Annotated in this window: 20 protein-coding genes; 8 read left to right on the forward strand and 12 right to left on the reverse strand. The window is 57.2% G+C overall.

Features of this window, described 5'->3' with window-relative positions:
- Positions 1-71 precede the first annotated feature (71 nt).
- Entirely contained in the window at positions 72-533 is a 462-nt protein-coding gene (locus tag BEN30_RS15905) for a Fur family transcriptional regulator (RefSeq protein WP_069959306.1), read from the reverse strand.
- Between the two features lie 147 nt (positions 534-680).
- Positions 681-1,133, reverse strand: coding sequence for a MucR family transcriptional regulator (locus BEN30_RS15910; RefSeq protein ID WP_069959307.1), 453 nt, complete (start codon positions 1,131-1,133; stop codon positions 681-683).
- 141 nt (positions 1,134-1,274) lie between these two features.
- Between BEN30_RS15910 and BEN30_RS15915 the strand changes: the two genes are divergently transcribed.
- Positions 1,275-1,544, forward strand: a complete 270-nt coding sequence (locus BEN30_RS15915; RefSeq protein ID WP_069959308.1) for a sulfurtransferase TusA family protein — start codon at positions 1,275-1,277, stop codon at positions 1,542-1,544.
- Positions 1,545-1,563: 19 nt separating this feature from the next.
- Here BEN30_RS15915 and BEN30_RS15920 read toward each other — a convergent pair whose 3' ends face one another.
- Complete coding sequence (locus BEN30_RS15920) at positions 1,564-2,082, reverse strand: GNAT family N-acetyltransferase (RefSeq protein ID WP_084005642.1); 519 nt, start codon at positions 2,080-2,082, stop codon at positions 1,564-1,566.
- On the reverse strand, positions 2,079-2,783 hold the full coding sequence (tsaB, locus tag BEN30_RS15925) for a tRNA (adenosine(37)-N6)-threonylcarbamoyltransferase complex dimerization subunit type 1 TsaB (RefSeq protein WP_084005643.1): 705 nt from the start codon (positions 2,781-2,783) through the stop codon (positions 2,079-2,081). The genes BEN30_RS15920 and tsaB overlap by 4 nt, the downstream gene beginning before the upstream one ends.
- Before the next feature lie 93 nt (positions 2,784-2,876).
- Between tsaB and ddpX the strand changes: the two genes are divergently transcribed.
- Positions 2,877-3,437 carry a D-alanyl-D-alanine dipeptidase gene (gene ddpX / locus BEN30_RS15930; RefSeq protein ID WP_069959309.1) on the forward strand — a complete coding sequence of 187 codons (561 nt, stop codon included), beginning with the start codon at positions 2,877-2,879 and terminating at the stop codon, positions 3,435-3,437.
- 11 nt (positions 3,438-3,448) lie between these two features.
- Here the strand turns inward: ddpX and BEN30_RS15935 are convergent, their stop codons facing one another.
- Positions 3,449-4,036, reverse strand: a complete 588-nt coding sequence (locus tag BEN30_RS15935) for a malonic semialdehyde reductase (RefSeq protein WP_069959310.1) — start codon at positions 4,034-4,036, stop codon at positions 3,449-3,451.
- A gap of 168 nt (positions 4,037-4,204) precedes the next feature.
- Between BEN30_RS15935 and BEN30_RS15940 the strand changes: the two genes are divergently transcribed.
- Positions 4,205-5,272 carry a polysaccharide deacetylase family protein gene (locus BEN30_RS15940; protein WP_069959311.1) on the forward strand — a complete coding sequence of 356 codons (1,068 nt, stop codon included), beginning with the start codon at positions 4,205-4,207 and terminating at the stop codon, positions 5,270-5,272.
- A 103-nt stretch (positions 5,273-5,375) separates the two neighbouring features.
- On the forward strand, positions 5,376-6,176 hold the full coding sequence (locus BEN30_RS15945; protein ID WP_069959312.1) for a hypothetical protein: 801 nt from the start codon (positions 5,376-5,378) through the stop codon (positions 6,174-6,176).
- Positions 6,177-6,178: 2 nt separating this feature from the next.
- Here the strand turns inward: BEN30_RS15945 and BEN30_RS18080 are convergent, their stop codons facing one another.
- The 4 genes from BEN30_RS18080 to murJ form a co-directional block, all read right to left on the reverse strand.
- Positions 6,179-7,261, reverse strand: coding sequence for a glucosaminidase domain-containing protein (locus BEN30_RS18080; RefSeq protein ID WP_084005644.1), 1,083 nt, complete (start codon positions 7,259-7,261; stop codon positions 6,179-6,181).
- Positions 7,262-7,637: 376 nt separating this feature from the next.
- Positions 7,638-8,186: a NifU family protein gene (locus BEN30_RS15955; RefSeq protein ID WP_069959313.1), complete on the reverse strand. Its 549-nt coding sequence runs from the start codon at positions 8,184-8,186 to the stop codon at positions 7,638-7,640.
- A 100-nt stretch (positions 8,187-8,286) separates the two neighbouring features.
- Complete coding sequence (gene trpS, locus BEN30_RS15960; protein ID WP_069959314.1) at positions 8,287-9,288, reverse strand: tryptophan--tRNA ligase; 1,002 nt, start codon at positions 9,286-9,288, stop codon at positions 8,287-8,289.
- A 117-nt stretch (positions 9,289-9,405) separates the two neighbouring features.
- Positions 9,406-10,980, reverse strand: coding sequence for a murein biosynthesis integral membrane protein MurJ (gene murJ, locus BEN30_RS15965; protein ID WP_281201849.1), 1,575 nt, complete (start codon positions 10,978-10,980; stop codon positions 9,406-9,408).
- A gap of 162 nt (positions 10,981-11,142) precedes the next feature.
- Here murJ and BEN30_RS15970 point away from each other — a divergent pair, with 162 nt between their 5' ends.
- Complete coding sequence (locus tag BEN30_RS15970) at positions 11,143-12,243, forward strand: NAD(P)/FAD-dependent oxidoreductase (protein ID WP_069959315.1); 1,101 nt, start codon at positions 11,143-11,145, stop codon at positions 12,241-12,243.
- Between the two features lie 15 nt (positions 12,244-12,258).
- Here BEN30_RS15970 and BEN30_RS15975 read toward each other — a convergent pair whose 3' ends face one another.
- Together BEN30_RS15975 and BEN30_RS15980 are read right to left on the reverse strand one after the other, a co-directional pair.
- Positions 12,259-13,440, reverse strand: coding sequence for a YbfB/YjiJ family MFS transporter (locus BEN30_RS15975; RefSeq protein WP_069959316.1), 1,182 nt, complete (start codon positions 13,438-13,440; stop codon positions 12,259-12,261).
- 74 nt (positions 13,441-13,514) lie between these two features.
- Positions 13,515-16,298, reverse strand: a complete 2,784-nt coding sequence (locus tag BEN30_RS15980; protein ID WP_069959317.1) for a [protein-PII] uridylyltransferase — start codon at positions 16,296-16,298, stop codon at positions 13,515-13,517.
- A 188-nt stretch (positions 16,299-16,486) separates the two neighbouring features.
- Here BEN30_RS15980 and BEN30_RS15985 point away from each other — a divergent pair, with 188 nt between their 5' ends.
- From BEN30_RS15985 to BEN30_RS15995, 3 genes are read left to right on the forward strand one after another with little or no spacing between them, the layout of a single operon-like run.
- Positions 16,487-17,992 (forward strand): hypothetical protein, encoded by a 1,506-nt coding sequence (locus tag BEN30_RS15985; RefSeq protein ID WP_069959318.1) that lies wholly within the window; start codon positions 16,487-16,489, stop codon positions 17,990-17,992.
- Positions 17,989-18,642, forward strand: coding sequence for a glutathione S-transferase (locus BEN30_RS15990; RefSeq protein WP_069959319.1), 654 nt, complete (start codon positions 17,989-17,991; stop codon positions 18,640-18,642). The genes BEN30_RS15985 and BEN30_RS15990 overlap by 4 nt, the downstream gene beginning before the upstream one ends.
- 12 nt (positions 18,643-18,654) lie before the next feature.
- Positions 18,655-19,407, forward strand: a complete 753-nt coding sequence (locus tag BEN30_RS15995; RefSeq protein WP_069959320.1) for an MBL fold metallo-hydrolase — start codon at positions 18,655-18,657, stop codon at positions 19,405-19,407.
- Here the strand turns inward: BEN30_RS15995 and mutS are convergent.
- Entirely contained in the window at positions 19,391-22,069 is a 2,679-nt protein-coding gene (gene mutS / locus BEN30_RS16000; protein WP_069959321.1) for a DNA mismatch repair protein MutS, read from the reverse strand. The genes BEN30_RS15995 and mutS overlap by 17 nt on opposite strands.
- Between the last annotated feature and the right edge of the window lie 23 nt (positions 22,070-22,092).

Genomic DNA, 22,092 nt, shown 5'->3' on the forward strand with positions numbered 1-22,092 from the left:
CGCGAAATTAGCACCCATCTCACTTAAGTCAAGAGACGTGAAGCCGAAAACACACCCCGCGAATTCTCGCCTCAATCGCCGTCCGCATCTTCGCTGGGGCTGGTGTCGGCATTGGCGTCTAACGGCACACCAAACAGTTCCAACTTGTGGCCCACCAAACGAAAGCCGTTTTCTGCCGCAATTTTTTCTTGCAAAGCTTCGATGGCGGCGTTGTGAAATTCAATCACCCGCCCCGATTGGACGTCGATCAAATGATCGTGATGATCGCCACCCGCCTCTTCGTAGCGCGCCCGACCATCGCCGAAATCCAAACGATCCAAAATGCCCGCTTCTTCGAACAGGCGCACGGTGCGGTAAACGGTGGCGATGGAAATATGAGGATCTTCAAGAATGGCGCGACGGTGCAGCTCTTCCACGTCGGGATGGTCCGTCGCATTGGACAGCACCCGCGCGATGACCCGACGCTGGCCGGTCATCTTCATGCCTTGTTTGTGGCAGAGATCTTCTATGCGCGATGCCTGATCGGAACCCATGTTCCGTCCCCCTTCATTTAGCCGTTCTGCAAAAAACGGTTGGTGTCAGCCTGATAAAAAACCAACGGCACCCAGGTTGAAGATGCCGTTGGTTATATTTCCATCCCCGCTCGCTCAGGTAAAGCCCAAGTTGGCAACTGGGACAAATTATTTTTTGCGCGCCCGTGTGGCCGAGGCGGCCGCTTTCGGGGCAGCGGCTTTACGCGGCTTGGTACCCAGACCGATTTTTTTCGCCAACGAACTGCGGTGTTTGGCGTAATTGGGGGCCACCATGGGATAATCCACGGGCAAACCCCAACGCTCCCGGTAATCTTCCGGGGTCATGTTGTAGGCGGTCTTTAAGTGACGTTTCAGCATCTTCAGCTTTTTGCCGTCTTCGAGACAAATGATAAAGTCCGGGGTAACCGATTTTTTCACCGGAACAACAGGGCTGGGGCGTTCCGGCAGCGCCGACTGGGTGCCCAGGTTGGTCAACGTTTTGTAGACCTCTTGAATAACGCCAGGCAAGTCTGCGGCAGTCACGGCATTGTTGCTGATGTAAGAAGCAACGATTTCAGTCGTCAGTTCAAGCACGGCAACGGCTTCCATTTTGTCGGTCATAATCTTTCTCTCTATCAACTCTAAAGCGCACAAACGAATTCAATTAAGGCGCAATCGACAACGAAGTGTTTATTTAAAGAACTATGGTGCTTATATAAATGAGCATTACATCAACATGCAAGGGAAAGTCTCAAAATAAAAATGACCAAAAATACCGCCAATACTCAATCTGATTACTTTATCGACATTACAAATGATGTTTGTCCGATGACGTTTGTGCGCACCAAGCTGTTGATCGAGTCCATGCAACCGGGGCAGACGGCGGAAGTTCGCTTGCAACACGGTGAGCCGTTACAAAACGTGCCCCGCAGCGTGCGCGAAATTGGTCATGAGATTTTGTCCCTAGAGCCCGAAGACCCGAACGGCCCCGATGATGGTGTGCACCGACTGGTTATTCGCACCAAGACGTAGATGGTGATCCCAGCACCGATTACACCAGCATGAAGGCCATAATCAAGGCGTCCACCCGGGGGCCATTTTCCCGCACATAATACCCCGGTCGCCGCCCGGTCTCGACAAAGCCCAAGGTTTGATAAAGCCCGATGGCGTTCCCATTGTCGACGGCCACTTCCAAAAAGATCGTTTCGATACCAACGCGGCGCGCTTCGCTGAGCGCCGTGTGCATTATGGCTTTGGCGACGCCGGTGCCCCGCGCTGACGGACGGGTCGCGATGCACAGCACCTCCCCTTCGCCGCCGCCGCCTTCCTCGCAACAGACGCGAAACACACCAAAGCCCAAGGGTTCCTGGTCCTCTGCACGGACGGCGATATAGCCAAAGCTGCCCGGTGTCTCCAACGTGGCTTGAAACGACGCCGCGCTCCACCCTTCATCAAAACTTTCCGCGTGCAATTCAGCCAACACTTCAGCGTACGTGCCGTCCACCTGGGTGAGGGCAAACAGAGGAGCCGTCATGGAACCCGTCATGGAACCCGTCATGGAACCCGTCATGGTCTGGCGCGACCTTCGTTCTTGGGCATCTTGGCGTCGGGGGGGCGCAGGTAAAGCGGCGCAGGGGCCGGGGCTTTTGTGTGTGCGTCAAACCGGGTTGCCGCCAAGGTGGCCACGATGCGGGTATCGGGCAAGGCCGCCGCCGTGCTCATCTCGGCCTCAATCCCTTCACTTCGCAACATATCGATGGCGCGCAAACCGCCATCGCCAACCACCAAGACGGCTTCCGCCGTACCCACCAAGGCGGCAAGCCCCGGTGCGTCGGCGGCCAGCGGTTTGCTTAAAGGGTTGAGCGCATCGTCAAAGGTCTGCACGTACAAATCTTCGCGTTTGCTTTCCACCGCCGCCAGGACGGTCTTGCCGTGACGATCTTGGCCGCTGACGCCGTGGGCGATGACTTCCAAGGTCGTCACGCCGATGCACGGTATCCCCAACGCCAGGGCCAAACCGCGCGCCGCCGCCAGTCCGATGCGCAGGCCCGTGAACGCGCCCGGTCCGCGGGTGATGGCAATGGCGTCTAAATCTTGGGGCGCAAGGCCCGCTTGGCGCAGCGCCTCAACCGCCATGGGCAGCAAAACTTGGGCCTGACCGCGGCTCATGTCGCGGGCGTCATGGACCAGCACGTCGTCGCCGCAACACAGGGAAACCGAACAACCCGTCGTCGCGGTATCAAGTGCCAATATGCGCAGTGGTGCGTGCATTCCGCCTTACCCTTTTGTCGGTGCTGTGCAGTGTCAGGATCTGGTTTATACTCCGGTGCTGATACCAATGCCAGTTGAGGAGTACAAGAACCGATGTCTTTGGTCGAAATCACCGAAGCCAGCCACAACGTGAATCTGGATTTGAAGTATGCCACGGCGGATAATTTTACCGGAAAGCCCGTGTACGCCCGCGCCGCTTGTTATCTGCATCCCGAAGCCGAAAAGTGCATGATCCTGGCGCGCGAGCTGGCCGCCATTCAGGGCTATCGCCTGCACATCTTTGACGCCTTTCGCCCCAGCGAAGCCCAGTGGAAATTGTGGCACCACACCCCTGATCCGGATTTTCTCGCCGACCCCCGGCGCGGTTCACCCCATTCCCGGGGTGTTGCTTTGGATCTGACGCTGATCGACAGCGCCACCGGTAAGGTTTTGGACATGGGCACCGGGTTCGATGCCTTTACCCCGCTGAGTCATCACGGCAACACCGAAATAAGTGCCGCCGCACAAAAGAATCGCATGCTGTTGATGGGGCTGATGACCACCGCCGGTTGGGACTTTTACAGAAATGAGTGGTGGCACTATCAGTTGTTCGATGCCCGCGATTTTGCCGTGCTCGGCGACGCGGACCTGTCTGAGCCGCTCACCGCGCCTTAAACACCCGTCCTTTAGACAATCGAGCAGAATTTTTCAAAATCCGGGCGCGGGCTGCGGGGAAACAGATTTTCATCGTTGCCATAGCCGATGTTGCACAAGAAGTTCACCTTCACAGATGTGCCGGGGAAAAATTCTTTCGTCACGCCCTCTGGGTTAAAGCCCGACATGGGACCACAATTCAAACCCAGTGCCCGCGCCGCCATGATCAAATAGCCGCCTTGCAAGGTGGAATTGCGAAATGCCGTGTCATAAATCAGTTGATCATTGCCGACGAACCAGGATTTTGCGTCCGCATGGGGAAACAAGTCGGGCAGATGGTTATAAAATTCCATGTCAAAGCCAATGATAGCGGTGACCGGGGCGGCCATGGTTTTGGCGACATTGCCCTCCATCAGGTGCGGTTTTAAGCGCTCACGGCCTTCATCCGAGGTCACAAAAACAATCCGCGCGGGCAGGCAGTTGGCACTGGTGGGGGCCATTTTGACCAAGTCCCAAAGCGCCACCAACATTTCTTCTGCCACGGGTTTGTTTTGCCAGCCATTGTGAGTGCGGGCTTCGCGGAACAAAACATTCAAAGCATCGTCGGTGAGCTGGGTCATAAAAGGGTCTCCTCAAAAGTGCTACATAAGGTTTGTGTGGTGTGATGAAAATCACTTGTTGTTTGCCCCTAAATGGAAACAATAGGGCACAAGGTCAAGGCCAGGACTTTAATTGCAAAATTATTTGTAGACTTAAATGTACGGGGGCGTACAGGCAGGACGTACACAATGTTTAAATCATTTGGTTTGTGGGTGGCAGCCTTTGTGCTGCTGATTTTATTTGAGATGTTTGCGCAGCCCGCTTGGGCTGAAGAATTGACGCCTGACGATGGCGCGTCTGTCGTTATGTACCATCGTTTTGGTGAAGACGAATACCCCTCCACCAACACTTTGCTCAGCCAACTCGATGAGCACATCGCCGAGCTCACCAACGGCGAATACACCATTTTGCCCTTAAGCGAAATGATCAGCCGCCTTAAATCGCAGGAAGGCTTTCCCTTTCAATCTGTCGGGGTGAGCATCGATGACGCCTATCTTTCAGTCTACACCGAAGCCTGGCCGCGCTTTAAAAAGGCCGGGATTCCGTTCACCGTCTTTGTTGCCACCGACCCGGTCGACCGGGGCTTTAGCCACTACATGTCATGGGCTCAAATCCGCGAGATGGCCGCTGATCCGTTGGTCACCATCGGATCGCAAACCGCCACCCACCTGCACATGATCGACAGCACCACCGAGCAAAATGTCGCCGACTTGGTCTTGTCCAATCAGCGCTTTCAGGCCGAGTTGGGATTTGTGCCGAACCTTATCGCCTATCCCTATGGTGAGTTTTCCACGCCGGTCATCGAAGTCGTTAAAAAGGCAGGCTTTATCGCCGGGTTCGGTCAACAATCCGGAGCCTTTGGCACCAACACCAACATCAGCGATGAGCTTTACCGCTTGCCGCGTTTTGCCCTGAACGAGACCTACGGCGATTTGTCCCGGTTGAAAACCGCAGCCAGCGCCCTGCCCCTGCCGGTTCAAGATGTGAGCCCGCTGGATACCTTGGTCGATCCAGACGCAAACCCACCCTACATCGGCTTTACGATACCCGACGAGTTCCCACGGTCCGATCAACTGGCGTGTTTTTCCAACACCGAGGGTAAGCTCGCCATCGAACGATTGGGGCCGCGCATCGAAGTGCGCATGACGCAAAAACTGCCCCAGGGTCGCACCCGCCTCAATTGCACCCAACCTGCATCTGGACCCGGAAATGACGGTCGCTGGCGGTGGTTCGGACGACTGCTTTACGTCAAATAAAATCCCCCCAAAAGAATACCCGCATACCCTTTTTGTTTTGTTCATAGACCCCCGGTTCATTCAGGTTTAAACTTAACGGATCAAACGCCTTAGGGGGGCAATCATGGTCAGCGACTACCTCAAAAACAACCGCACCATCGACGAGCTTGACGCGTTGTTTGAACAAGACCGTATTGCGGCCATAAAAATTGCGGCAACGGTGCTCAATCACGAAGTCTCGACCGCCATCACCAACATTGGCGAAATCAATCAAATCGCCAACGCGCGCATTATGGCCGACAGTCAAGTTGCGGCTGCCAAAATGATGACCGATGCGGAAATTGCGTCCACCCATCTGATCGCCAAGGCCGAACTGGCGGTGCTCGACATCAAGATACAAGATCAACAAAGCGCCGAAGAAATCGCGCTTCAAGCCGATATGATCAGTGAAATTGGTCGCAGCACAACCGAAGTCATCACAAACAATGCCCAAGAAGCCGTTCAGGCTATCCAGAATGAGGCGTCAGAGGCCATTACGCACCTTAAACAAAACGCGACGAATGCCATCTTGATGATCAAAAGCCTGTCTGCTGAAATTTCAACGCGTGTTACCGAAAGTGCTGAAAAGGCAAAGGAAAAGCTAGACCAAGCCAAACGTCATATACGCACCACGGAAGAGCTGATTGTCGAAGCCGAAAAACAAAAACAGTTCATCACCGACACCGTCCATGTATCGTCGCTTGAACTGCGTCAAGTGGCCGAGCATTCCATTGCCAACCTCCACGCCACCACCGACGCGGCCAGCAAGGCCATTACCGATGCTGTCGTTTTATCCCAGGCGCGTATTTTGGAAGCGCGTGACCGGGCTTTGCGGCGGATTTATGAGATCGTTGGGCCACCTTTGGTCACAGAACCGGTAGCTTGATTTTAGATCAGCGGTTCAAAAGCACCATCGCGACTGAGCCGTGCGCCGTCGAGCATATCAAGCTCATTGCCGCTGATGATGGCGTGCAATTCCGACACATAGTCCGCACCGCGTTCCGAATAGCGATACAACGTGTTCGCCAACCGCATACCATCAACGATTTGGCCTTTGGTGCGCATTTCGGCGCGCGCCGCGCGGAATTCCTTATAAGCCCTATGCTTGTTTAAATTATCGACATAAGACTCAACCGAATCGCGCAGACTATCAAACGCCCGTACACGGTGCGATTTATCCTCATCGCGCTGGTTCGGTACGATGCCTTTGTGGTCAGTGGCAAAGGTCCATTCGCCAAAGATGGCGTTGCCTTCGCGCACAAAGCGCGATGTGCCCCAGGCGCTTTCCGTGGCGGCTTGTGCCAACGCCAAGGACGGCGGCACCACATCGTGATGGCTCAACAGCGCCCCGATATTGTCCCGATCCGCGCCGTAGCGATCTGCCAGCCCTGCCAGCCACAAGCGATCCAGCGCATTTAGTTTGGACCCAACCTGTTTTTGCGTGCGCAAATCCCACAGCCGGGCGCGATCCTCAACGATTTGTTCGTTCACTTGCAAAACCAACGGCAGCACGGATTTAAAAAACACCGCCTTGCGCTCAGCCGTTTCGCGAATGGATTGCAAATCATCGGGCAAGCTCGCCAAGTTCAAGCGCGGCACGCCCGTGTCGCCTTGAATGACCGCATTCAAATCGTAATCCAGACCCCGATCCATGGCCCCATCCAAACCCCCATCTGCGGGTCCGGACGCGGTTTGCATAGACGCAAGCTCCAACGCATCATCGAATTGGGGGTCAAATTCACCGTCTTGGCCGGCAAACAAACTGACCAGAGAAACATCGCTGGCAATGCTGCGGCCAAATCCATATCCAGAACCATCTGCCGTCGCGCCTCGCTCTGCGCCGCCATTGGCGGGAAAACTGGCCTGGGCCAAAGACGTTCCGCTGGGGGCCGGCATCAGCCATGCTGTGCCGAACAAGACGCCCACCATACCGACGGTGGCGCCCAATGAGCTCCAATGAAATGTTTTCATGTTTTAATTCGTCTCGATCTGCCGTTACAAAGGTCTTAAGGCTAATGACCACGTTTGGGTCGACCACATTGGGCCTATCCTCTTGGATCTGGCCACGTTTGGGCCATCTGCCTGTCCCCTCCTCGATCGGTCTCTTATGACGAGACGTTCGACCGACGGATCTTCGTTTGCTCACCCATGTCTCATTCGAGATCGTGCTGGGGCAAATCTTGGCCGAACTTCTACGTCAAAAAAATGCGCGATTCCAGCTTCTTTTTTCCACACCCCAGAAGTACCTGAATTGTATGTGAAAAAGTGAACTGCCCCCGGCTTAATCAACCGGGGGCGGTTTTAGTTTTTTCTAAAATAAGCCGATTCGCGACCCGTTTAAGCGCACTCAGTTAACGGCGCGAACTTCAACAACTTCGGGCACATAATGGCGCAGCATGTTTTCAATGCCGTTTTTCAGCGTCGCGGTGGAGCTGGGACAGCCCGCGCAGGAGCCTTGCATGTGCAGGTAAACCACGCCCTCTTCAAACGAACGGAAAACGATGTCGCCGCCGTCTTGAGCCACGGCCGGACGCACCCGCGTTTCAATCAATTCCTTGATTTGCTTGACGGTTTCGGAATCACCCTCACCATCGTCCGCTGCATCGCCAGAGCTGTTCATGACCGCCAAACCCTGAGTGAAATGGTCCATGACCGCGGCCAAAACGCGCGGTTTCACCACGTCCCACGCGGCGTCGTCACCCTTGGTCACGGTGACAAAATCACCGCCCAAGAAAATGCCGTCCACGCCGTCAATTTCGAACAAGCGCAAAGCCAAGGGCGATTGGCTCGCACTGGCCGCGTCGGTAAAATTCGCCGTACCGGACGTCATCACCTGGGTGCCAGGCAAAAACTTCAAAGTTGCCGGATTTGGCGTCGCTTCGGTTTGAATGAACATAGCCGTACTCTCACTGGTTAAATCTCTGTTGCCCAGAATATGGGGCCAAACCCCCCGCCAATCAACCCGTTTGGTAGTGGGGGTAAAGCGAGCGCCTCTCTTACACGTTCAAAAAGCCCACCGTTTTTTTGATGTCTTGCATGATCGGTTCCGAAATCGCGCGGGCGCGCTCTGCGCCGTCTCTCAGCACTTGGTCGACATGATCGGGCGCGGCCATCAGGCGACGCATTTCGTCTTGGATGGGGCCCAGCTTCGCCACCGCCAAATCGGCGAGGTGTTGTTTGAAGGTGCCAAAGCCTTCACCGGCGAACTTGGTGAGGGTTTCATCCATGGTGGCATCGGACAGGGCCGCGTAAATGCCCATCAGGTTGGCCACTTCGGGGCGGCCTTCAAAGCCTTTGACGTCGCCCGGCAAGGCTTCCGCGTCGGTTTTGGCCTTGCGGATTTTTTTCACGATGGTATCGGCGTCGTCGGTCATGTTGATGCGCGACAGGTCTGAAGGGTCGGACTTGGACATCTTTTTGGTGCCGTCCTTCAAGCTCATCACGCGAGTCGCCGTGCCCAAAATCAACGGTTCGGGCTGGGGAAAAAAGTTTTCCACGCCAAAGTCGTTATTGAATTTTGCGGCAATATCACGGGCCAGTTCCAAATGCTGCTTTTGATCTTCGCCAACCGGAACGTGGGTGGCTTTATAGAGCAATATGTCAGCCGCCATCAGGTTCGGGTACGCGTACAGCCCCACCGAGGCGTTTTCTTTGTTTTTGCCCGCCTTGTCCTTAAACTGGGTCATGCGGTTGAGCCAGCCCAGCCGCGCCACGCAGTTAAAAATCCACGCCAGTTCGGCATGGCCCGACACTTGGCTTTGATTGAAGATGATGTGTTGTTTCGCATCGACGCCGGATGCAATCATCGCCGCCGCCACTTCGCGGGTGGACGCGGTCAGCTCGGCGGGCTCTTGCCACATGGTGATGGCGTGCATGTCGACGACGCAAAAAATGCATTCAAAGTCGTCTTGCAGCTTCACCCAGTTGCGCACCGCACCCAGATAGTTGCCCAGATGAAGATTGCCCGTGGGCTGAATGCCCGAAAAAATGCGTGACATAAATCTATGTCCTTCCGTGTGGACCGGATGGCCGTATGGACCCGATGGTCGTTTAAGGTGAAAAGGTTATGAACCGCTCCGCCAGCCGGGTCAAGATGGCTGCTTTAGGGTCAGGACCTAGACTGGCGGCGTTTGTTTCGCAGGTCGTCTCATCCAGCGTTTCACATCGCCCAGAGAGGCCGCGCCCAGGACATGAGCAAAAAGTGCATAGCTTGCCATGCCAGATACGATGATGACCGCCAATGCGATGGCCTTTTCCGCAGAACCACCGCCCAGCCAACCGCTGAATTTGTCCATCAGCACCCAGTCGCACGCCATCACGACAATCGCCATTCCGCCAACCGCCGCCGACGTGCGTGCGGTGCGGCGGAAAAACCGGGCGTCAAAATGAAACTGCCCGCGCCGGATCAAGAAAAACGCCAGCAAGCCCGCATTCAGCCATTGACTCACCACCGTCGCCGCCGCCAAGCCCACATGCGCCAACGGCCCCATCAGCGCCAGCGCCACGGCGATGTTCACACCCACGCACACAGCGCCGATCTTGATCGGTGTGGACATGTCTTCGCGGGCGAAATAGCCCGGCGCAAAGGCTTTCACCAACACGTAAGCCGGCAGGCCACAGGCGAACACTTTGAGCGCCAAGGCGGTTTTGGCGGTGTCGCTGGGGGAAAATTCGCCGCGTTGAAACAGCACCGAGGTGATGGTTTCGGGCAGCACAAACAACGCCACGGCGGCGGGCAGGGTCAACAGCAAGGCAAATTCCACGGCGCGGTTTTGACTGTCGATGGCGCTTTTGGTGTCGCCCGCTTTGATCTGACGGCTGAGCAGCGGCAACAACGCGGTGCCCACCGCCACGCCCACCACGCCCAACGGCAACTGCACCACCCGGTCGGCGTAAAACAGATACGAGATCGATCCCGACACCAACAGGGAGGCAATGATGGTGTCGATCAGCAAACTGATTTGATAGATCCCGGCACCCACGGCCACCGGGGCGATGCGCTTGAGCAGGCGTTTCACGTCATCGGTCAAGCGCGGGCGCACCAAGCGCGGCATCCACCCGGCGCGCCAGGTGTGCCACACCATCCAAGCCAATTGCACGCCGCCCGCAATCGACACACCCCAGCTGAGCGCGTAGGCCGGTGAAGCCATCAACGGGCTGAGGCCAAACACCGCCGCGATCAATGTGATGTTGAGCAAAATCGGCGTCGCCGCCGCGGCCCAAAACTTGCCCAGCGAATTCAATATGCCCGCCAGCAATGACACCAGCGAAATAAAAATCAAATAGGGAAAGGTGATCCGCACCAGCTCTACGGCCAAGTTGAACTTTTCCGGCTCATCCACAAAACCCGGCGCGATGGCGCTCACCACCCACGGCATCAACAGTTCAACAACCACCGTAAACACCAGCAACACCACCAGCAAACCGCTCTGCGCTTGGGCGGCGAACAGCCGGGTGTCATCTCGGCTCTCGGTTTCCAGCTTACCGGCAAAAATCGGCACGAAGGCCAAGTTAAACGCCCCTTCGGCAAACAGCCGACGAAACAGATTGGGCAATTTGAAGGCGACAAAAAAAACGTCCGCCATCCACCCCGCGCCCAAAATCCATGCCACCGAGACATCGCGCACAAACCCCAGCAGGCGCGAAATCAAGGTCATGGACCCAACGGTGGCGATGGAACGGATCAGCACAACAGGCTCCTTTAAGAACGGCGAGGGTGAATGAGAATCCACTGTGTACGGCGCAGTATACGGTTTTAGCGCCCAATTCAGGGCGGAAAAATGGCAACGTCTTGACCGAATGTTTGGCTGCCCGCAAACTGCTGTCTTGGACCTTTGGAAAGACCCCTTATCATGACGGAAAAAATAGAATGCTTGGTCATCGGCGCCGGGGTGGTGGGATTGGCCATCGCCCGCACTTTGGCGCTGAGAGGCCACGACGTCATCGTCGTCGAGGCTGAACCCGCTATCGGCACCATCACCAGCGCGCGCAATTCCGAAGTCATTCACGCGGGCCTGTATTATCCGCCGGGAAGTCTCAAGGGGCAGCTGTGCGTCCAGGGCAACGCGCTGCTCTATGACTATGTCGAACACTCCGGCATCAACCATCAGCGCTGCGGAAAATTGGTGGTCGCCACATCTGATGATGAAGTTGCCGTGCTCAAAGGCGTGGTGGGCAAAGCCGCCGCCAACGGCTGCACGAAACTCGACTGGCTGGAAGGTCCCGAGGCCCGTGCGTTGGAACCCGAGCTCACCTGTCTGGCCGCCCTGTCGTCGCCCACCACGGGCATCATCGACACGCACGGTTTTATGCTCAGCTTGCTAGGGGAGCTGGAAGCCCATGGCGGCTGGGTGGCGCTGTCGAGCCCGGCCCTCAGCGGCGAAGTGCGCAAAGACGGATTTTTGATGACCATCGGCGGTACTGAGCCTATGGACATTGAATGCACCACCTTGATCAACAGCGCCGGACTGGACGCCCAAGCCGTTGCCGGGCGGATCAAAGGATTTGATCCCCACCTCATACCCAAGCGTCATTTGTGCAAGGGCAATTATTTTTCGCTGAGCGGCCGCGCGCCGTTTTCCCGTCTGGTGTATCCGGTTCCGGGCACCGCGTCGCTGGGCTGTCATTACACTCGCGATCTGGGCGGCCAAGGGCGTTTTGGTCCGGACGCCGAATGGGTCGAGGCCATCAACTACGATGTGGACGCCCGACGCGCCGACGCCTTTTACGCGGAAATTCGCCGCTATTGGCCGGGCCTGAAAGACGGTGCGTTGACGCCCGCGTATTCGGGCATGCGGCCCAAGCTGCAAGCCCCCGGTGAAGGCACCCAAGATTTTTCCATCCAAGGCCCCGCCGTTCACGGCATCAAAGGTTTGGTCAATTTATACGGTATCGAATCGCCGGGGCTAACGTCGTCGTTGGCCATTGGTGCGTATGTGGCCGATATGGTTTAAGCCTAGCCCGTCGGGTTAACGCACACACCCGCACCTCTCCTCGCGCCACAGCCACACCATCAAACCGGTTCCCACCGTAACGAAGCCGCCCGCCATCAGCAGGCCGCCGTTGTAGGTGCCGGTGATCTCAGCCAGTGTACCGGTCAGGGCCGGGGCGATGATCTGGGCGGCGCCGTAGGCTAGGGTCATCTTGCCCATGAGCTTGGCGGGCTTGGTCGGGTAGAAGCGCCCCGCCATGGTCAACACCAGGCTGACGCAGCCGACGAAGGTCGCACCGAAGATCAATGCGCTCCCCAGCACCGTCCAGAGGTTTTCGAAAAACACCGGCAACACGATGCCAAACACCTGGAGCCCATAGGCCAAGATCAAGGCGCCAAACATCCCAACCCGCCGCGCCCAGCGATCCCACAGCATCACCGCCATCGCCGCAGCCAAACCGACAATCAAAAAGGTCATCGAGCCGAGCCCGCTCAAGGCCGGTTGGCGCTCGACAATCGCGACGATAAACGTAGCACTGACGACGTAGCCATATCCGGCGCAGAAATAGCCGGCGAGCAGAATGCCCTGAAAACGTTGCGACGGCGGGCGGTCGACCAAGGCTTCGCCTGTGCGGGTCATGGCGCTGGTGTCGGGTGGCGGCAACCAGACCCAGGCGGGAACCGCCAGCACCGCCGCCATAGTCGCCAGCCAACCCCATTGCTGGTCCCATCGCAAATCAAACCTCAACATGCCCTCGACAGCCAGAGCGGCAAGGACGATGCCAAGCCCGATCCCGGCGAAATGCAAGCCGAGCTCGCTGCGAAAATGGTGACGCAGCAACCAGTTGAGGATCAGTCCGGCGGCAATCAACATCGCACCGGCGCTGCTGAGGCCCGAGAAGAACCGCAGCACCAGCCACACAACCATGTTATCTGTGAAACTCATCCCGAAGGTGGTGAGCACAGCAATGATGAGCGCGAGACGATAGAGTGTGTCCTTGGTCTTTAAGTTACTGACCGAGGCGGCGATCAACGCGCCGACCATGTATCCCATATAGTTGACCGTCGCCAGCCACCCGCCCGAGGCGTCTCCGAGCCAGGTCTGCTCTTGCATCAACGGCAAAAGCGGGGTGTAGGCGAAGCGGGCGATGCCGACACAGACCAATTGGCTGCACACGCCTGCCAAGAGGACTTTCAAACGGACTGCATTGGTCGACATGGGGAGGCCTTATCTGGTTGGTGTACGTGCCTTCCGTTCGATTCTAACCACGAGCGAGGCCGTACACTCAAAACTTATTGGGTTTGTTTGACCTTGGCGATGGGTTCACCTTTGGCCGTGCCGATCGCTTGCATGACGGTCTTTTTCAGAGCCGCAATTTTTGATGGCGAATCGACTTTTAGGCCAAACACGTCGCGCACATAAAACACGTCGACGGCGCGTTCGCCATAAGTCGAAATGTGCGCAGACGTGATTTGCAAACCAAAGTCCGTGAGCGCCCGGGTGACGTCGTACAAGAATCCCTGACGGTTTCGCCCGTTCACTTCAATGACCGTCGCAGACTGCGAGGCTTCATTGTTGACCAGCACGCGGGGCGCCACTTCAAACACGTTGGTGCGCGACGGCAAACGGCGAATGCGTTCCTCCGCCAATTCACGCGCCGGACGCAATCGTCCGGTCAAGGCCGCTTCGATGCGGTCTTTAAGACGTTTGATTTTTTCCGGAGCGGCAATGGCGTGCTCTTCACCGTCTTGAACCCAAAACGTATCCAACGCCATGCCGTTGCCCAAGGTGGTGATCTTTGCATCCACGACGTTTGCCCCCGACAACGACATCGCACCGGCGATAGACGCAAACAAACCCGGATGATCGAGGGTATGAATCAGCACTTCGGTGACATCAATGTTTTCCACCGCACGGGTTTCCAAATACAGTTTTGTGTCGCTGTTGTGGGCATTGAGAACGATCTCGGCGTGATGCGCCAATTCTTCTGCCGGATAAGACAAAAAGTAATTGGCGTGGCCTTGCGCCAAATACCAATCGACATCGGCGTCAGACCAATGATCCAGTTTATCGATGAGCTTTTTGCGCACCCGATCAGCCCGCGCTTCGCGGCGCTGGGTCGGCAACCCGCCGGTCATGAGTTCTTGCGCGCTGTAATACAGTTCACGCAACAATGAGGCCTTCCAATTGTTCCACACCGTCGGTCCCACCGCGCGGGTGTCGGCGACCGTCAGGATCAACAGCAAACGCAATCGTTCCGGCGACTGCACCTGGGCGACAAAATCCTTGATGGTTTTGGGATCGTCCAAATCGCGTTTATAGGCGGTGCGGTTCATGTCCAAATGGCGCAGCACCAACCATGCAACCGTTTCCGTTTCCCATTCATTCAAACCAAATCGGGGACACAATTCGGTGGCGACTTCCGCCCCCACGACGCTGTGATCGCCGCCCCGTCCCTTGGCGATGTCATGCAGCAAAACCGCAACGTACAAGACCCGGCGCGACTGCAAATCTTTGATGACTTCGGTGCTGAGCGGATGGTCTTTCGCCAACAGACCTTGTTCAATTTTCCACAAAATGTCGATGGCGCGAATGGTGTGCTCATCGACCGTATAGACGTGATACATGTCATATTGCATCTGCGCCACGACCCGCCCGAAGTCCGGCAAAAAACGCCCAAACACACCCGATTCGTTCAGCCGCATCAAACCCCGCATGGGACCTTTGATATTGGTCAACAGCTCCAAAAACAACGCGTTGGCCACCGGGTCCTTTTGCACCCTCTTGTTGATTCGCTTGAGGTTCTTTTGCACCAGGCGCAACGCTTCGGGGTGAATGTCGAGATCATATTTTTCGGCCTCGACAAACAACCGCAACAAGTTCACCGGATCGTCTTTAAACACATCTTCGTGTTCAACGGTCAGACGCCCGCCGTCCACTTTAAATCCGGCGGATATCCGACGGCGGAAATTAAACGACGGAAACGACAGCATCGGTTTTTTGGTGTGTTGATCTTCCAGCACCGCACAGATCACGCGGGTCAAATCGCCGACGTCTTTGGCCACCAAAAAATAGTGCTTCATGAACCGCTCAACCGCGCTGACGCCTTCGCGGTCGGTGTAGTCCATGCGCTGGGCCAAATCGTTTTGCACGTTGAAGCTGATGGTTTCATCGGGGCGACCCGCCAGATAATGCAGATGGCAGCGCACCGTCCACAGGAACCTTTGCGCTTTGATGAAACGCCGGGCGTCGGATTTATCCAACACACCCTTGTCCACCAACCCGGCAATGTCATTGACGCGGTACAAAAATTTAGCGATCCAAAACAGCGTCTGCAAATCGCGCAAACCGCCTTTACCGTCTTTCAAGTTGGGTTCCAACACGTAGCGCGAATCGCCCATGCGGTCATGGCGCAGATCGCGTTCTTCCAACTTGGCGCGGACAAATTCCGCCTCTTGTCCCTTGATGGCGTCGCGTTCAAAGCGGGCTTCAAAATCCGTAAACAAGTCATGATTGCCACAAATCCAACGGGCTTCCAGCAAGCTGGTGGAAATGGTGATGTCGGACTTCGCCATCTTCACGGCTTCTTCAATGCTGCGGGTCGCGTGACCAACCTTCAGGCCCATGTCCCACAACATGTAGAGCATCCATTCCACCGCGGTGCTGCTCGTCGGGTTCGCCTTCTTGGGCAACAAAAACATGATGTCCAAGTCGGACTGGGGTGAAATCTCGGCACGCCCATAGCCCCCGGTCGCGATCAAGCCCATGGCGTCGTCAGGCAAGACGTAAACATGGGTGATGGTGAATTCGTGCAGGGTGCGGATCAGCTGATCGAGCAAATAGGCCCCCGCCAGCAGGGTGGCCGCGCCCGAGGCCTCTTTTGCTTCAAAGCGACGTTGAATTTCTGCCCGCCCGTTTTCAAGGCCGTCTTTAAACACTTTGAGGATTTTACCGCGCACCTTGGGCTTTTTGAGATCAATACCTTCACCGCTGGCGGCATTGGCGATTTCGCACAACGCCAACATAAACGTCTTTCGGTTAATGACCGCGCGCGGGTTTTTGATCTTCAAAAGCATCGTGTTTCCTGTGTGCTCGTCTCAACAAAAGGATAGATTGAGTCTTTGGGGTATATAGGAATTGCGCCCGTGAAACGAGCGGCATTTCTTAAAGTGGAGCTTTCCCGTCCAACTCGACTTGTTTCAGGGCGCGCTTTTGGTTCTAATGTAACCTCACTTGTTTTTTGTACATCCCTTTTAGGCTCGTTATGTCCAACACCCCCGGCTTGAGCGAATGCAATCATCTGAAAGCTCTGGCGAGACGCCTCCAAACCGCCGTGCATTCTGCTGGGGGTGACGAAGCCTTTTTGCGCGATTGGTTCGCCCAAGCCAACACCTTGGCGAGCAGCCCCACCCTGGAAACGCCTGAAGGCGACCGCGCCCTGGACGTCCTCGCCTTAAATTTGCGCAATCGCTGGTTACAGTACGCCTACGCCCAGTCGGGGTCCTATTTGATGACGCCACCCCAGGGGCAACGCAAGCTTTTGCCGGTGGGCGAACGCATCGGTTACCCCTATGACCGCTGGATCAAACCGCGCGTGCTGGAAGAACGTCTCAACGCCCAGCGCCCGGCACCCCGAGGTTGGAGCGGGCGCGCCATCGTGTTCGCCAACGGCATGGCCGCGCTGAGCGCCACCTTGCAAATGTATCGCAGCCAAACCCACAAAATGTGGAAGCGCCCGCCGGGGCCTTTATCGCTGCATTGGTTTGGCGGCTATTTTGAAATCATCAAATTGCTGCAATTGGTCTGTGATGATTTTTTCCACGGCCGTAAACATGCCAAGCAACACGATCTCTGCCGGGTCGTTGAACAGGGCAGCGCCGATCTGGTGTTGATCGAACCCGTCGCCGCAGACATATCCCTGGCCGTTTTTGATTTGGACGCCTTCATCGCTGCGTGGCAGCGGCGCAAGGTCAAACGACCTTGCACCATCGTCATCGATGCCTCGCTCAGCGGTCCGGTGTTTCCGGTTGAAAAATTGTGTCAATCGTTGCGCGCCGACCCGCCCGCCATGGTCATCATTATGCGCTCCGGCCTGAAACTGGACCAACAGGGTTTGGAGTTCGCCAATGTTGGCTTGGTACACGTGTGGCTGCCCGACACCCCCAACGACACAAAGCGTCTGGAGCGCATCGAAGAGCGCTTCAAAATCACCCGCACAACTTTGGGCGTGGGCGTGTCGCAAGACGAATACGCCGCGCTCACCGTGCCTTTTTTTCTCGACCAGCCCAGCCTTGTTCAACACACTGAACACGTGTTCGCCAACAACCGCCGTTTCGCCCAGGCCCTGGCGCACACCGTCAAAGCCAATAAAGGCCTGATCGCGGAAATTTCCCACCCGTGTCTGGGACCGTCGCGCGCTCTGGACTGGGCACAGGCCCCCTTTGTCACGGTGCGCTACCGAGGCGACGAAAACGACGCCCGAGCGTTTATGCGCACTATGTTGGAATTTGAAGCGAGAGCCCGCAAGCTGAGCTTCGTTCCCGGCTCAAGCTTTGGCTTTCGCGGCCACCGCTTCGAGATGGGCTTTTCCGGTGACTTAAAACACACCACCTTGCGGGTTGCCATGGGTGCCCGTGTTGGGCCCTCCATTGAGGGCATCGTCAAGCTGTTCCAGGATTTGTGCGCTTATCCGGACTTTGCCGCGCTCCGCCAAGCCTATCCTCAACTGGCCAAAGACAAGCCCAAAGACCGTGTCGATGAAGAATCATGACCACCTCGACTCAAGCCTTGCCTGTTTTATACAGCTTTCGCCGCTGCCCGTTTGCCATGCGCGCACGCTTAGGACTCTGGGCCAGCGGCATGCCTTATGTGCTGCGTGAAGTGGTGCTGGCGAACAAGCCCCAGACCATGTTGACCCTGTCGCCCAAGGGCACGGTGCCGGTGTTACACCTTCCCAGCGGCGAAGTGATTGACGAAAGCCTCGACATAATGGCCTGGGCTTTGACCGAACATGATCCGCTGGGTTGGCGAGACCACCGAGACGACGACCTGATCCGAGCGTGCGATACGGATTTTAAATTTCATCTGGATCGCTACAAATACGCCACCCGCTATGACAACAGTGATCCCTTAGAACACCGCAGCTTGGGCGAAGCGTTTGTGTTGGGCCTCGACCAACGCCTCACTGCGCAACCTTTTTTAGGCGGCCTCCACCCACGCCTCACCGACATGGCCATCGCCCCGTTCGTGCGCCAATTTGCCTTGCCGGACTGGGAATGGTTTTTTCACACCCCATATGTACACGTACAAGGCTGGCTCAACGCTTTTATCAGCAGCGCCGCGTTTGCCCAGGTGATGGACAAACGCCCCCCTTGGCGCGATGGCGACGAAGACACGCTGGTCAACCCACCCCCACACTGAGGATTTTGAACCGTGCTGTTTCGTCAATTGTTTGAGCCACAATCGTCCACCTACACATATCTTTTGGGCTGTGAAGAGACCCGCAAGGCGGTGCTGATTGACCCGGTTCTGGAAACCTTTTCCCGCGATTTGGACGTGGTGCAAGAGCTTGGCCTGGAGCTGGCGCTCACCTTGGACACCCACATCCACGCCGACCACTTAACGTCCGCGTTAAAACTCAAAAGCCTGACCGGCTGTTTGATTGCCGTGCCCCAAGCGGCGGGCGTCGCCTGCGCCGATGTGCAGGTCACCGACAAAGCGCCCATCGAAGTCGGCTATTTGACAATCGACGCCCTGTTCACCCCCGGCCACACCGACCACCACCATTGTTACCACTTTGACGCCGGAAACACGTCGGCGGTGCTCAGCGGGGATTGCTTGCTGATCGACGGATGCGGCCGCACCGATTTTCAGGGCGGCTCCTCAACGGACCTTTACCGTTCCATTCACAGCAAGCTATTCACACTTGCAGACGACACCTTGATCTATCCCGGTCATGATTATCACGGCCGCTTTGTATCCACCGTCGCCCAAGAACGCACCCGCAATCCGCGCCTCAAAGACGGCACCGATGTTGAGGCCTTCACCAAAATCATGACCGAGTTGGATTTGGCGTATCCCAAAAAGATGGATTTGGCCGTACCCGCCAACATGCTGTGCGGGCAATGCCCCGAGCATCTGCCGGCGGATTTAGAACGGCTGTGTGAGATCAGTCATCAGGGCTGAGGGTTTTCAGGCGATAAAGAAAATCCAACGCTTCACGCGGCGTCATTTCGTCGGGCAACACGTTTTTCACCGCCACTTCGACTTCGGAAGCTTTGCGCGGGCCGGATGCGGGTGTGGCTGATTGCGCTGGCGCGTGGGAAAACAGCGGCAAGTCGTCGGCCAGTTTGGTGACGGTGCTCGATTGCTCCCCCGCTTCCAGGGATTTCAAAATCTGTTCGGCGCGCGCCACCACGGCGGCGGGAAGACCCGCCAGCTTGCCCACATGAATGCCGTAGGAGCGGTCCGCAGCCCCTGCGCCGACTTCGTGCAAAAACACCACTTCGCCCTGCCATTCTTTGACCTTCATGGCATGGCACGAAAGCCCCGACAGCTTGGCTTGCAGAGCGGTGAGTTCGTGATAGTGGGTGGCGAACAACGCCCGACACGTGTTCACTTCGTGCAGGTGTTCGATCACCGCCCAGGCGATGGACAGGCCGTCGAAGGTCGAGGTGCCGCGCCCGATTTCGTCCAAAATCACCAACGCGCGCGGTCCCGCTTGATTCAAGATGGCTGCGGTTTCAACCATTTCCACCATGAACGTGGAGCGTCCACGAGCCAAATCGTCGGCCGCGCCCACGCGTGAAAACAACCGATCGACAACGCCGATGCGGGCGCGTTCTGCGGGCACGAAGGAGCCCATCTGCGCCAACACGGCGATCAGCGCGTTTTGCCGCAAAAAGGTCGATTTACCCGCCATGTTGGGCCCGGTCAGCAACCACAAGCGGCCCAGGTCGTCGTCTTGACGGCAATCGTTGGCGACGAACTTTTCGCCTGCACCCGCTTCCAGCGCCGCTTCGACCACCGGATGACGGCCTTGGATGATTTCAAAATCGACACTGTCGTCCACAATGGGCCGGGTGAGGCGGCGGCGCTGGGCCAATTCCGCCAACCCCATGGCCACGTCCAATTGGGCCAAGGCGCGGGCCGCCAAGGCAATGGCGTCGCCATCCGCAATGACCTGAGCACACAACTGGTCGAAGATTTCCAGTTCCAGCACCACGCCCCCGTCCGCGGCGCGGGCAATCTTGCTTTCCAGCTCCGACAGCTCAACGGTGGAAAACCGTACAACGTTGGCCATGGTCTGGCGGTGAATGTACGGCCCTTCCGCGCCCATCAGCTTGTCGGCGTGCTTGGCGGAGACTTCGATGAAGTAGCCCAGCACGTTGTTGTGCTTCACCTTCAGCGCGGCAAGCCCGGTATGTTTTTGATAATCGCCCTGCAAGCCCGCGATCAAGCGGCGGCTTTCGTCGCGCATCATGCGCAATTCATCCAGGTCGGGGCGATAGCCGGGACGGATAAAGCCACCGTCGCGCGCCTGGATCGGCAATTCATCGGCCAACGCGGTTCCCAGCGCCCCCACCAAAGCGCCGTGTGCACCCAATTCGTCCAAGCTTTTGGTGAGGCCCTGGGGAATGTCTTTGGCCCCAAAAAGATCGCGCACGACCGCCGTCAATGCCAAGCCGGTTTGCACGGCGGCCAAATCCCGCGGTCCCCCCCGGCCCAAGGTCAGGCGCGAGAGCGCGCGTTCCAAATCGGGGCTGTGCGCCAGCTGGGCGCGCACATCTTCGCGCAGACGCGTTTGCGTCAAACAAAACTGCACATCGCAAAAGCGATTTTCAATTAAAGCGACATCGGTCAACGGCGCTGCCAAGCGGTCACTCAACAAGCGCGCCCCGGCCCCCGTTATGGTCAAATCGATGGCCGCCAACAGCGACCCCTTGCGCGCCCCGGTTAAGGTTTGCGACAGCTCCAGATTGCGCCGGGTCGCGGCGTCGATTTCCATCACCCCGCCCGCCGAGATCCGCACCGGCGGCGATATGCGCGGCAGTTTGCCTTTTTGCGTCAGCTCCACATAATCCAGCAAGCCGCCCGCCGCCGCCACTTCGGCGCGGCTGAACCCGCCAAAGGCATCCAAGGTCGCCACATGGAAAACGGCCTGCAAGCGTTTTGCGCCGTTGGTGCTGTCGAATCGCGATGCCGGTTGCGGCGTCAACGCATCGCGCCAGTCATCCAACACATGCAGATAGGCGTCGCGGTTCAGCAAACTGTCCGGATGCAGAACTTCGCCCGGGTTGAGCCGCGCCAACTGCGCGCCGATGTGTTCGGGTGATGAGCTTTGGGTGAAAAACTGCCCGGTGGACACATCGATCCACGCCAGCCCCAATTCGCCCTGGGCCTCGGCGATGGCGGCCAGATAATTGTTGGACCGCGCGTCCAGCAGCGAATCTTCGGTGATGGTGCCCGGCGTTACCACCCGCACCACGGCGCGCTTTACCACCGACTTGGCACCGCGCTTTTTGGCTTCTGCCGGGTCTTCGGTTTGTTCGCACACGGCGACGCGAAAGCCCTTGCGGATCAGCTTGGACAGATATTGTTCGTGGGCGTGCACCGGAACCCCACACATGGGGATATCGTCACCGTTGTGCTTGCCGCGTTTGGTCAGAGTGATGTCCAGCGCGCGCGAGGCTTGTTCGGCGTCCGAAAAAAACATCTCGTAAAAATCGCCCATGCGGTAAAACAGCAGCGCGTCGGGATGGTCTTGTTTAATCGTCAAAAATTGCGCCATCATCGGCGTGACCGAGGATGGATCTTCAGGCGCGGGTGGAGGCGAGAGCTGGCTCATCTTGGCTTTATCGAAATCCGGCG

This window comes from Magnetovibrio blakemorei (assembly GCF_001746755.1).
GTDB classification, from domain to species: Bacteria; Pseudomonadota; Alphaproteobacteria; order Rhodospirillales; family Magnetovibrionaceae; genus Magnetovibrio; species Magnetovibrio blakemorei.

Excerpts from the sequence above, each read along its gene's own strand:
- BEN30_RS15945 (WP_069959312.1), top strand. The coding sequence starts at position 5,376 with ATGGTCAGCGACTACCTCAAAAACAACCGCACCATCGACGAGCTTGAC.
- ddpX (WP_069959309.1), top strand. The coding sequence starts at position 2,877 with ATGTCTTTGGTCGAAATCACCGAAGCCAGCCACAACGTGAATCTGGAT.
- BEN30_RS15975 (WP_069959316.1), bottom strand. The coding sequence starts at position 13,440 with ATGTCGACCAATGCAGTCCGTTTGAAAGTCCTCTTGGCAGGCGTGTGC.
- BEN30_RS15940 (WP_069959311.1), top strand. The coding sequence starts at position 4,205 with ATGTTTAAATCATTTGGTTTGTGGGTGGCAGCCTTTGTGCTGCTGATT.
- BEN30_RS15910 (WP_069959307.1), bottom strand. The coding sequence starts at position 1,133 with ATGACCGACAAAATGGAAGCCGTTGCCGTGCTTGAACTGACGACTGAA.
- trpS (WP_069959314.1), bottom strand. The coding sequence starts at position 9,288 with ATGTCACGCATTTTTTCGGGCATTCAGCCCACGGGCAATCTTCATCTG.
- BEN30_RS15980 (WP_069959317.1), bottom strand. The coding sequence starts at position 16,298 with ATGCTTTTGAAGATCAAAAACCCGCGCGCGGTCATTAACCGAAAGACG.
- BEN30_RS15985 (WP_069959318.1), top strand. The coding sequence starts at position 16,487 with ATGTCCAACACCCCCGGCTTGAGCGAATGCAATCATCTGAAAGCTCTG.
- BEN30_RS15990 (WP_069959319.1), top strand. The coding sequence starts at position 17,989 with ATGACCACCTCGACTCAAGCCTTGCCTGTTTTATACAGCTTTCGCCGC.
- tsaB (WP_084005643.1), bottom strand. The coding sequence starts at position 2,783 with ATGCACGCACCACTGCGCATATTGGCACTTGATACCGCGACGACGGGT.
- BEN30_RS15955 (WP_069959313.1), bottom strand. The coding sequence starts at position 8,186 with ATGTTCATTCAAACCGAAGCGACGCCAAATCCGGCAACTTTGAAGTTT.
- BEN30_RS15935 (WP_069959310.1), bottom strand. The coding sequence starts at position 4,036 with ATGACCCAGCTCACCGACGATGCTTTGAATGTTTTGTTCCGCGAAGCC.
- BEN30_RS15920 (WP_084005642.1), bottom strand. The coding sequence starts at position 2,082 with ATGACGGGTTCCATGACGGGTTCCATGACGGGTTCCATGACGGCTCCT.
- BEN30_RS15905 (WP_069959306.1), bottom strand. The coding sequence starts at position 533 with ATGGGTTCCGATCAGGCATCGCGCATAGAAGATCTCTGCCACAAACAA.
- BEN30_RS15915 (WP_069959308.1), top strand. The coding sequence starts at position 1,275 with ATGACCAAAAATACCGCCAATACTCAATCTGATTACTTTATCGACATT.
- BEN30_RS15970 (WP_069959315.1), top strand. The coding sequence starts at position 11,143 with ATGACGGAAAAAATAGAATGCTTGGTCATCGGCGCCGGGGTGGTGGGA.
- BEN30_RS18080 (WP_084005644.1), bottom strand. The coding sequence starts at position 7,261 with ATGAAAACATTTCATTGGAGCTCATTGGGCGCCACCGTCGGTATGGTG.
- mutS (WP_069959321.1), bottom strand. The coding sequence starts at position 22,069 with ATGAGCCAGCTCTCGCCTCCACCCGCGCCTGAAGATCCATCCTCGGTC.